This window comes from Flavicella sp. (genome assembly GCF_029238425.1).
In the GTDB taxonomy this organism is placed as follows: Bacteria; Bacteroidota; Bacteroidia; order Flavobacteriales; family Flavobacteriaceae; genus Flavicella.
Genome location: NZ_JAQWGB010000152.1, coordinates 1 through 10,793 on the forward strand (window position 1 = coordinate 1; position 10,793 = coordinate 10,793).

The 10,793-nt window shown below is 34.0% G+C and carries 9 protein-coding genes; 1 reads left to right on the forward strand and 8 read right to left on the reverse strand.

The window, feature by feature from the left end; all coding sequences use genetic code 11:
* Nucleotides 1-214: 214 nt before the first annotated feature.
* Both P8H68_RS10735 and P8H68_RS10740 read right to left on the reverse strand, forming a co-directional pair.
* Nucleotides 215-544, reverse strand: coding sequence for a MerR family transcriptional regulator (locus P8H68_RS10735; protein ID WP_300324754.1), 330 nt, complete (start codon nt 542-544; stop codon nt 215-217).
* Nucleotides 544-1,515 carry a M23 family metallopeptidase gene (locus P8H68_RS10740; RefSeq protein WP_300324757.1) on the reverse strand — a complete coding sequence of 324 codons (972 nt, stop codon included), beginning with the start codon at nt 1,513-1,515 and terminating at the stop codon, nt 544-546. The genes P8H68_RS10735 and P8H68_RS10740 overlap by 1 nt, the downstream gene beginning before the upstream one ends.
* 157 nt (nt 1,516-1,672) lie before the next feature.
* Between P8H68_RS10740 and alaS the strand changes: the two genes are divergently transcribed.
* Nucleotides 1,673-4,309 carry an alanine--tRNA ligase gene (gene alaS, locus P8H68_RS10745; RefSeq protein ID WP_300324760.1) on the forward strand — a complete coding sequence of 879 codons (2,637 nt, stop codon included), beginning with the start codon at nt 1,673-1,675 and terminating at the stop codon, nt 4,307-4,309.
* A 97-nt stretch (nt 4,310-4,406) separates the two neighbouring features.
* Here the strand turns inward: alaS and P8H68_RS10750 are convergent, their stop codons facing one another.
* From P8H68_RS10750 to P8H68_RS10775, 6 genes are all read right to left on the reverse strand, one after another.
* Nucleotides 4,407-5,453: a LacI family DNA-binding transcriptional regulator gene (locus P8H68_RS10750; RefSeq protein WP_300324763.1), complete on the reverse strand. Its 1,047-nt coding sequence runs from the start codon at nt 5,451-5,453 to the stop codon at nt 4,407-4,409.
* Nucleotides 5,454-5,659: 206 nt separating this feature from the next.
* Nucleotides 5,660-6,967, reverse strand: coding sequence for a glycosyltransferase 87 family protein (locus P8H68_RS10755; RefSeq protein ID WP_300324766.1), 1,308 nt, complete (start codon nt 6,965-6,967; stop codon nt 5,660-5,662).
* A gap of 19 nt (nt 6,968-6,986) precedes the next feature.
* Nucleotides 6,987-8,537 carry a cellulose synthase family protein gene (locus tag P8H68_RS10760; protein ID WP_300324769.1) on the reverse strand — a complete coding sequence of 517 codons (1,551 nt, stop codon included), beginning with the start codon at nt 8,535-8,537 and terminating at the stop codon, nt 6,987-6,989.
* Nucleotides 8,537-9,277, reverse strand: coding sequence for a glycosyltransferase family 2 protein (locus tag P8H68_RS10765; protein WP_300324776.1), 741 nt, complete (start codon nt 9,275-9,277; stop codon nt 8,537-8,539). The genes P8H68_RS10760 and P8H68_RS10765 overlap by 1 nt, the downstream gene beginning before the upstream one ends.
* A gap of 23 nt (nt 9,278-9,300) precedes the next feature.
* The gene (locus tag P8H68_RS10770) at nt 9,301-9,696 is read right to left on the reverse strand and encodes a hypothetical protein (RefSeq protein ID WP_300324771.1); all 396 of its coding nucleotides are present in this window, start codon (nt 9,694-9,696) and stop codon (nt 9,301-9,303) included.
* 82 nt (nt 9,697-9,778) lie between these two features.
* Nucleotides 9,779-10,793 (reverse strand): 4Fe-4S dicluster domain-containing protein (locus P8H68_RS10775; RefSeq protein WP_300324774.1); only part of this gene is annotated, 1,015 nt, incomplete at its 5' end.

Below are 10,793 nucleotides of genomic sequence, written 5' to 3' on the forward strand. Positions count from 1 at the left end.
GCTGTATTATTAAATCCTTTAAAGGAGCTATACCCCCATAACAGAAATAAACCTACAACTATTAACGGCAACCACTTTTTTAATTTATCCATACTATTTTTTATTTTTTTACTTTTAGCTATAGCTCAATATATATACCAAGTATTTTTAAACTGATATTTTGTCAGTTTTTTGACAAAATTGGTCAAACATCGATCCAACTAGACCGAAAACATTAAAGTTCGTTTTTGATTTTGAGCAATTCAGCCTTCACCTTTTCCAATCTTTCAATAATTTCAAGGTTGTTTTTGGTAGCTTCTGGCTCTGCTAATAATTTTTTCTTAGCACCGTCTAAGGTAAAGCCTTTCTCTTTAACTAAATGATAAATTAATCTAAAATTTTTAATATCCACAGGCGTGAACATCCTATCGCCTTTACCATTTTTTTTAGGCTGAATGATGTCAAATTCCTTCTCCCAAAAACGAATCAATGAAGTATTTACATCAAAGGCTTTAGCCACCTCTCCTATTTTGTAGTATCTTTTTTCTGGTAAATCAATTTCCATTAATCCAAGGATTGATTTTCTTTAGAAGCCATATCTAACATCATATCATACTCCTCTGGCGTAAGATCATTAAAGTAATAATAAATTGGGTTTACTTTTCTATTCCCCTTTACAACTTCATAATGCAAGTGGGGTGCTGTAGAAGTCCCTGAAGTCCCAACATAACCAATCAAATCCCCTCTTTTCACCGACTGACCTTTGCGAACAGTGTATTTATCCATATGACCATACAAGGTTTTATACCCAAATCCGTGATCAATTTTTACATAATTCCCAAATCCTCTTTTAGATCTTGTCACCTTTTCTATCTTCCCATTACCCGTAGCGTAAATAGGTGTTCCTTTAGGTGCTGAAAAATCCATACCCCAGTGAAACTTTCTAGTTTTATAAATAGGATGTATTCTATATCCATAACCAGAGGCCATTCTTTTTAAGTCTTTATTGGCAACGGGTTGGATTGCTGGAATAGAAGCTAGCATTTCTTTTTTATTCTTAGCCATCCCTATAATTTCATCTAGAGATTTTGACTGTACGACCAATTGTTTTGACAAAACATCAATTTTCTTGGTTACATCTTTGATCATGGTTGAATTCTCAAACCCATCCAATGATTTATATCTATTGATACCACCAAAACCAGCCATACGCTCTTCTTTAGAGATAGGTTCTGCTTCAAAATAAACGCGATAAATATTATTATCTCTATCTTGGATTTCTTCCAAAACAGAGGTTCCCTCGTCAATTCTTTTGGATAATAATTCATAATGCAGCTTTAAGTTTTCCAACTCACGCTCATCATCCAACTGACTAGGTGATTTAACTACATAACTAAAGCCAATAAAACCAATGAAAGCAATCAAACCAACGGCAGCTGTAAATAGCAAACTGTTCTTTATTTTAGTGCTTCTTTTTACCGTTATTCTTTGATAAGAAAGGGTCTCTGAATCGTAATAAAATTTTACTTTTGCCATATTGCTAAATATAGTACTTTTGTATCCTCATTTGCAAGCCCTTTTGTGCGCCTAAAAACAAACAGAACAATTGCAAATTTACAAAATGTTTTGCAACTACTCAATAAACAGTGGTAATTAGCATTTTTTTAATTGTTCAAATAAAGAATAGTAACACATGAAATCACTAGAAATAAGACAGCAATTTTTAAACTTTTTTGAAGAAAAATCACATAAAATTGTTCCTTCTGCACCCATCGTATTAAAAGACGACCCTACATTGATGTTTACCAATGCAGGTATGAACCAATTCAAAGAGTTCTTTTTGGGGCAGCGTGAGGTTACAAACTCTAGAGTTGCGGATACACAAAAATGTTTGCGTGTTTCTGGTAAACACAACGATTTGGAAGAAGTAGGAATGGACACTTACCACCATACCATGTTTGAAATGCTTGGTAACTGGAGTTTTGGTGACTACTTTAAAAAAGAAGCTATAGAATGGGCATGGGAATTCTTAACAGATAGATTAAAATTAGACAAAGATTCTCTGTATGTAAGTGTATTTGAAGGAAGCAGTGATGCCGACAAACTTGAATTAGATCAAGAGGCATTTGACCTTTGGAAGGCTATTGTCCCTGAAGACAAAATAATCATGGGGAACAAAAAGGACAATTTTTGGGAAATGGGTGCGCAAGGACCGTGTGGACCTTGTTCTGAAATCCACATCGATATTCGTTCGGCTGAAGAAAAATCAAAAGTATCCGGTCGTGATTTGGTAAACATGGATCACCCTCAGGTGGTTGAGATCTGGAATTTGGTATTCATGCAATTCAACAGAAAAGCTGATGGATCTCTAGAAAAACTTCCAGCGCAACATGTGGATACTGGAATGGGATTTGAGCGCTTGTGTATGGCAATGCAAAATGTTCAATCTAATTATGACACTGATGTTTTTACTCCTTTGATTAGAGAGATAGAAACCATTACAAAATCTGTCTATGATAAAAACTCAATTCCTACTGAAGCAAACGGTAAAGTAAGTGTTGCTATTAGAGTTATTGCAGATCACGTTCGTACAGTTGCCTTCTCTATTGCAGATGGACAATTGCCAAGTAATAATGGAGCAGGATACGTAATTAGAAGAATTTTAAGAAGAGCTATTCGTTATGGATTTACTTTTTTAAACACCAAAGAGCCATTTATTTTCAAATTGGTTGAAACGCTTAGCAACCAACTTGGTGACGTATTCCCTGAGTTAAAAGCACAGCAACAATTGATCACCAATGTAATTAAAGAAGAAGAACTTTCTTTTCTAAAGACCTTAGATCAAGGACTACTTTTATTGGATAATATCATCTCTAAAACAGAAGGTGATACTGTTTCAGGAGAAAAAGCCTTTGAATTGTATGATACTTTTGGATTCCCTATTGACTTAACAGCTTTGATTTTAAGCGAGAAAGGATATCAACTGGATGAAAAAGGTTTTGAAACTGAATTACAGAAACAAAAAGATAGATCTCGTGCAGCTGCTCAGGTAACGGCTGGTGACTGGCAAATTATTGCAGAAAGCGATCAAGAATCTTTTATTGGTTATGATAATACAACTGCTGAAGTTAAATTAACGCGTTATAGAAAAGTTGACAGTAAAAAAGACGGTCAATTATTCCAATTGGTTTTTGACCAAACTCCTTTCTACCCTGAAGGTGGTGGACAAGTTGGAGACAAAGGTTATTTAGAAGCTTCTAATGGAGATGTCACTTACTTGATTGACACAAAAAAGGAAAACAATTTGATCATTCATATAACCAAAAATCTTCCAAAAAATTTAGACGCAACTTATACTGCTGTAGTAGATGCCAAATACAGATCTAGATCAGCTGCAAATCATACAGCGACGCATTTATTGCATCAAGCCCTAAGAACCGTTTTAGGGACTCATGTAGAGCAAAAAGGATCGTATGTGCACCAAGCGTCATTGCGTTTTGACTTTTCTCATTTCTCAAAGGTTTCGACAAATGAATTGACAGAAATTGAAAACTTTGTAAATTCTAGAATCCATGAAAAACTAAGTCTTGAGGAAAATAGAAACAACACCTATGACAATGCGATCTCAGAAGGAGCAATTGCTTTATTTGGAGAAAAATATGGAGATACGGTACGTTCTATAAAATTTGGTAACTCAATGGAATTATGTGGTGGTATTCATGTGGATAACACAGCCGACATATGGCAGTTTAAAATCACAGGAGAATCTGCAGTTGCTTCAGGAATTAGAAGAATTGAAGCGATCACCTCTGATGCCGTAAAAAAATACTACAAAGACCAAGATGATTTATTTGGTGATGTGAAAGCTACTTTAAAAAATGCAAAAGACCCTGTAAAAGCGATTACAAGTTTACAGGATGAAAACGCTGCTTTAAAGAAACAAATAGAAGCTTTGGTTAAAGAAAAAATCAAAAGCCTTAAAACACAACTTAAAAGCAATATTACTGAGATAAATGGAATCAACTTCTTGGCTACTCAAATTGATATGGAAGCGGGTGCTTTAAAAGATATTGCACACGAACTTGGTAGTGAGGTAGAAAATCTTTTCTTTTTTGCAGGAACTGAAATCAACGGGAAAGCTTTGTTGACATGTTATATTTCTAAAAACTTAGTAGAAGAAATAGGATTAGACGCAGGTAAAATAGTAAGAGAATTAGGGAAACTCATCCAAGGTGGAGGTGGTGGACAAAAATTCTTTGCAACAGCAGGAGGTAAAAATCCAGCTGGCTTATCTGAGGCCATTTCTAAAGCAAAAGAATATATATTATAAGAGTTTTATACTCACTTTACGCTTCGACAAACTGAGGGTACAGATTAAAACAAAAAAGGTTCCTGATTGGAACCTTTTTTATTTGTAAATATTTTTTTTAATTGTTATTCGACAATTCTAAATACGTCTTTGTAGAATTTCTCTCAACCAAATCGGTTCTAATAACTTCCGTTACCGTTGGAATGTCAGTTTCATTTTGCTCCAAACGGTCTATCAACATTTGAGCAGCTTTTTCTCCCATACGCTCCCCGTGCTGACTTACCGTTGTCAACTTTGGATTAGAGTGTCTAGACAACAAACCATTAGCAAAACCAATAACTGAAAAGTTTTCTGGAATTTTATATCCTTTACGTTGTGCGATTTTCATTGCTGCAATAGCAGATTGCTCACTTGAGGCAATTACACTATCAATATCATTATTTTCAAAAAGCGGTTCAATAATTTCTTCGTACTTTTTATAATCACTCTCTTGGATATTCAATATTAACTTTTCATTGATTGGAAGCTCTTCAATCTTCATTCCTTCCAAATATCCTTTGTAACGATCCTTACCTCCGATCAAATCACTAATCGTAGAAATAAAGGCAATATTTTTACATCCTGTATTTTTAAGATGTTTCACTGTTTTCACAGCTGCTTCATAATCATCAGCCACCACTTTATCGCACTCCACATCCTTTGCAACTCTATCAAACATAACAATGGGAGTTCCTTCTTCAATCATATCATTGAAATGGTCCACGCATTTATTCATCCCTGTTTCTTTGGACATCGAAACAATAAAACCGTCAATACTTCCATTTGAAAGCATTTCCATCGTTTCTACTTCCTTGTCATAAGATTCATTAGAAATACAGGTAATTATTTTGTAGCCATTTTCATTTGCCTTTTTCTCTACTCCTTGAAAAACTTGAGCAAAAAAGTAATTCAACATATCAGGAATAACGACTCCAATAGTTTTTGTTCTCCTATTTTTCAAGCTTAAAGCATTAAAATTAGGTTTGTACTTTTTCTTCTTTGCGTATTTTTGAATCTTAGCTTTTGTCTTATCACTAATTTCATAACTATCATTCAGCGCCTTTGAAACGGTAGATATAGATACATCAAATTTCGCTGCAATATCTTTAATAGTTATTTTTTTCATATGGAATAAATTAATTTATGACTGGGTGCAAAAATAGCTATAATTAGTTAATTCTCATTACCAAACTGCACCTTGTTTGAAACATAACAATTTATAAAAGTTAATTTAGTTTTCAAAACTATTTATTCCAAACACCCCTATCAAACTTCAAAAAGAGGATAATATTGTTGCAAGATAGAAATTGAACTTACAATTTGGAAACGTTCCTAAACCTCAGATATTTCTGGAAAATCATTTTTACGACCAATAAGTTCCCATAAAAGCACTCCATAAACTACGGCATATTCCAAAAACACCAAATATAAATTCTCATGATATTCGGAGGTTTGATAAGCTGCATAACTTAACACAATCATAAAACTCCAAAACAAAGGGAATTTATATCGTGTAAAAACAGAAAGAAAAAGTGGAATCGCAACATACCAAGGATGGACTATTGATGCTAAAGAATAATAAATACAAATAGAGAATAACAACGACTCAAACAAAACTTTAGGGTTCTTGTTATTCCTAAAGAAAGCAAACATCGCCACAGCAAATATTACTAGGATTGGAGTAACCTTCCCAACAGAATGAATAATATTATATCCCTTTACTTGGAAACCAATCTCTCTAATGATGTAATAGATACTTGCGTTGAACTCAAAATTCTGAAAATATAAATGAATGCTATCCATAAAATTATCATACAAATCTTGACTCATAAAAGGGAGAAAAAACAGAAGGTTTATCAATATCACCAAAGAGCCATACCCCACCGTTTTCCAAAAACCTATTTTTTTTATAAAAATTGGAACAAACAACAACGGAACCAATTTTACAGAAACTGACACTGCAAAAGCCACAGCTGAATACAGCCATTTATTTTTCAATAAATAATAAATTGCAATCGCCAAGAAAAAAATCATCAGCCCCTCAAAATGTAAGTTCCCTGTCAATTCAAGAATTATAAAGGGATTTAAAATATAAAGAAAGATATATTTTGAAGGCAGCTTCAATAAGTTCAATATTTTCTTTCCAAAAATAAAAGTTCCTAAATCCGCTAAAATCAATAACAGGCGCATTACTAAGGTTGCTCCCAATAAATTTTTCGAGAAAAAAATTGCTGGAATTAAAAAAGCAAATTGATTTACTGGTGGATAACAGGTATAATGACTTCCATTCATTGCTCCCATTCCTTCATAAAGCAACCGACCTTCCCCAACCAAACTGGTATCATTTACTGGCAGCACCAAATACGGATTCAAGCCTTCCCAAATCATTCTACCATCCCAAATAAATCTGTAAAAATCATCCGACAGGTTTGGAATCGCAAAAAGCAACAAAATTCTAAATCCAAAAGCCACGAAAATTAAAGTATTCTGATTCTCTTTCCCTTTAAATATTAGATAAAGAAAGGCTATAAAACTTGTGGCATAAAGCACAAAAAACAAATAAAAAGAACTTCTTTCAATACCATAGGCAATCCATACATAACTTACACAACTGAGAAAAACAGCTGCTACAGATTTCATAGAAAGATGTTGAAATATTTTATTCATTTACCGATTTAATCGATTGAAAAAAGACATAACCAAAGCCAAAAAACAGCATCAAGTGAAATGGAAACAACCCAAAATCAAAATGCTCATTTGGCATTATTTTATTATCGCCTATATACCCCACTAAGACAGCGCTTATCAATCCAAAACCGAAATACAGGGTCAACAGTCCTTCTACAAAAACACTTTTTGACATTTTTTTCTGGATGTATTTATTTTTGCTCCACTTATCTTTTAAAGACATCATATTAAATTTTGGTGTTCTCACAAACTCACTCTTCTTTCCCAAATGTCCTTCCGTAACAGCAACAGTATTGTGCAACGAAAATCCCATGGCGACGGAAAAGAATTTAAAAAACATAAAAAAGTAATTTCCAAAATTTTTCAAACCACCTCCTTTTATTTCTCGATACATAAACCAGTAGCAAACAAAAAATATCAGCGTACTCAAACCGAAAAAAGTCATAGCAACGAAATACAATTTTAAATCTTCAAAATAATTTTTCAAATACAACATCGGAATGCTTAAAACTCCCACAATAAAAACATTTAAAAACATACTACTGTTTAATAAATGTAAGGCGGCATGTGCTTTCGTTTTAAAACATAAGTTATCTGCTCGCATTACTTTTTTTATCATTTTCTGGAAATTCTCAGCACCACCTTTGTTCCATCTAAACTGTTGACTTCTTGCTGCGCTAATCACAACTGGTAGTTCCGCGGGAGTTTCTACATCTACTAAATATTTAAATTTCCAATCCTTCAACTGAGCTCTATAACTTAAATCCAAATCTTCGGTAAGTGTATCTCCTTCCCAGTTTCCTGAATCAAGTATACATGTTTTACGCCACACTCCAGCTGTTCCGTTAAAGTTGATAAAATGACCTTGACTGTTACGTCCCACTTGCTCTAAAGTAAAATGCGCATCCAAAGCAAAAGCCTGAATTTTAGTCAGTAAGGAATAATCTCTATTGATATGTCCCCATCGGGTTTGCACGACTCCAATTTTTTCATTTTTAAAGAAAGGAATGGTTTTATACAACCAATTGGATTCTGGCAAAAAATCGGCATCAAAAATGGCAATAAACTCACCTTTTGCTATTTCCAAACCAGCCTTTAAAGCTCCTGCCTTAAAACCTTTTCTGTTCGTTCTGTGAATATATTCTATATTATGTCCTTCTTTTCTCAATTTTTCAATTTGCAACAAAGTAGACGTAACACTTTCATCTGTTGAATCATCTAAAACCTGAAACTCTAATTTATCTTTAGGATATTCTAATTCCACCATTTTATTTAAAAGGCGTTCCATAACATAAATTTCATTATACACAGGAAGCTGAATCGTTACAAAAGGAATTTGATCAGGATCCGTAAAATCGTATTTTTCATCTTTATTTTTTGCCTTTTTTGATTTCAAAAAATTAAACAACAAATTTAACTGAGCGAATGAAAAAGATAAAATCAAGGTAAGTGCCAACAAATAGACAACCATCAGTGCAACCCCAATTCCGTAAAACGTATTATCTGAAAATAAATTTTCCATTATTTTAAACTATATCTAAAAATCCAACTTAAAATTTTATACCCTGCCATAAGAGTTCCTTTTAGTGTCCCCGATACTTTTGAAACACCGATTCTATTTCTGTAAGTAACTGGTATCTCTGTGTATGTCATTTTTTGTTTCAATACTTTTAATTGCATTTCAACGGTCCAGCCATAGGTTTTATCTTCCATTTTTAAAGCTAACAACTTTTCGTATTTCATCGCTCTAAACGGACCTAAATCGGTAAAAGTTGCAGAAAAAAACAAGCGCATCAAACGCGTTGCCAACCAATTTCCAAACACCTGTTGAGGAGTCATCGCACCTTTTTCCCTATAAGCACCCGTTCTAGCACCAATTACCATATCCATATTCTCCTCTTGAATGGGAGCTATTATTTTTTCCAATTCTTCTGGGTAGTCAGAGTAATCTCCATCTAAAAACACAATAATTTCCGGTAATTTCTCTTGTTTGGCTATATAGTCCATTCCTTTCAAACAAGCATAACCATATCCTTTATTCATTTCTGATAATACCGTAGCACCTGCATTTTCTGCATTCAAAGCAGTGTTATCTACAGAACCATTGTCTACTACAATAATTTCAGAGACCAAAGATGGAACATCCCTCACCACATTCGCAATCGCCTCTTCTTCATTAAAAGCAGGGATGATTACTTTAACCAACACATCGTTTTCTTTGGATATTTTATTTGTTTCCAAATTTCTATTTTTATTCGGCATTCTATTTTTTCCTCTATCTTCTATCACATTAAATCTTTCAAGTCGTTTTCTTTTTGAAAACTATCAAGATCATCCCACTCTCCTACTTTGACATCCGACTTAAATTTTTCAACTTTTACAATTTTACCGGAATTATACTGCAAACAGTATCCTTCTTTTTTCCCTGCTTTGAATTGAATTTTACAATTCATATTTCCGGAAACATCATAAAAAATCCACCAATCAGACATCAAACCCTTAGCATAATGGCCTTCCTTTTCTAAATTTCCATTTGTGCGGTAAAAGTACCAATATTTTTCTTTGAGGCCTTGCTGAAAATGTCCCTTTGAAGCTACCGAATTATCTTTATGATAGGTAAACCAATATTCTGATTTTTGACCATCGATAAGCCAGCCCTCACTAACAATTCTGCCAGACATATCTTTATTTTTCTGATAGACTTTTGAAGTCTGCGCCGAAATACTCAAAGTAAAAAACAAGAACAAAATTCGGAACATATGCTTATTTGTTTTCTTTGATCATTGCCAATAAATCTACATCATTCCCTAATAAGGTAGGATTCTGATCGATTCTATTTTCTGTTGGACCATTTTCAAGTTTTAACACTCCTCTTGGACATACAGCAGAACAAACACCACATCCAACGCAGGAAGAACGTACTATATTTTGCCCTTTTTGAGCATAGGAACGAACATCAATACCTTGTTCACAATAGGTGGAACAGTTTCCACAGGAAATACATTGACCTCCATTGGTAGTAATTCTAAATCTCGATTTAAATTTTTGAACCAATCCCATATAAGCAGCCAAAGGACACCCAAAACGACACCATACTCTATTCCCCATGATCGGATAAAAACCAGTTCCAATAACTCCAGAAAAAATGGAACCGATAAAGAAACCGTAACTGGTTTGTACATCGTAAGCTGTGATTCCAAAAGCTATTTCCTGCCAAGATTCTATTTCAGCAAAGTAAGTATACAATGTTAACCCCGTCATCCCAACAGCAAAGACTAAAACTCCATGAATCAACCAACGTTCTACTTTCCATGAGAACAATGATTTATCAGACAATTGGCGATAGGGATCTCCTAAAGTTTCTGCCAAACCTCCACAGCCACAAACCCATGAACAGTACCATCTTTTCCCATAAAAGTAAACCATTACAGGAACAATTATCAAAGTCAAAACAATTCCCCACACCAACATAAACAATCCTATTTGACCCTGACCTAGTAATCCCCAATCTTTATTCAAATCAAAGAACAAATCATAATCTAAAGGCCATGCATTTTTAAAATCAAACCAAGGTTTGTTAAAGGCTACCAAAATTTCAGGAATCAAAAAGGCGAATGCTATTTGAAAGAACAAGACCACTCCTGTCCGAACCATTTGATAGGCATTGTGTCTGTATTTAATGAACATGCGAATGGCAAAAACTGTCATTACCGAACAATACATAAAACCATACAAAAACCATTGGCTAGAAGGATTTCCACTCAAACCTTTACTAACA

Excerpts from the sequence above, each read along its gene's own strand:
- P8H68_RS10760 (WP_300324769.1), bottom strand. The coding sequence starts at position 8,537 with ATGGAAAATTTATTTTCAGATAATACGTTTTACGGAATTGGGGTTGCA.
- P8H68_RS10755 (WP_300324766.1), bottom strand. The coding sequence starts at position 6,967 with ATGAAATCTGTAGCAGCTGTTTTTCTCAGTTGTGTAAGTTATGTATGG.
- alaS (WP_300324760.1), top strand. The coding sequence starts at position 1,673 with ATGAAATCACTAGAAATAAGACAGCAATTTTTAAACTTTTTTGAAGAA.
- P8H68_RS10735 (WP_300324754.1), bottom strand. The coding sequence starts at position 544 with ATGGAAATTGATTTACCAGAAAAAAGATACTACAAAATAGGAGAGGTG.
- P8H68_RS10765 (WP_300324776.1), bottom strand. The coding sequence starts at position 9,277 with ATGCCGAATAAAAATAGAAATTTGGAAACAAATAAAATATCCAAAGAA.
- P8H68_RS10740 (WP_300324757.1), bottom strand. The coding sequence starts at position 1,515 with ATGGCAAAAGTAAAATTTTATTACGATTCAGAGACCCTTTCTTATCAA.
- P8H68_RS10750 (WP_300324763.1), bottom strand. The coding sequence starts at position 5,453 with ATGAAAAAAATAACTATTAAAGATATTGCAGCGAAATTTGATGTATCT.
- P8H68_RS10770 (WP_300324771.1), bottom strand. The coding sequence starts at position 9,696 with ATGTCTGGCAGAATTGTTAGTGAGGGCTGGCTTATCGATGGTCAAAAA.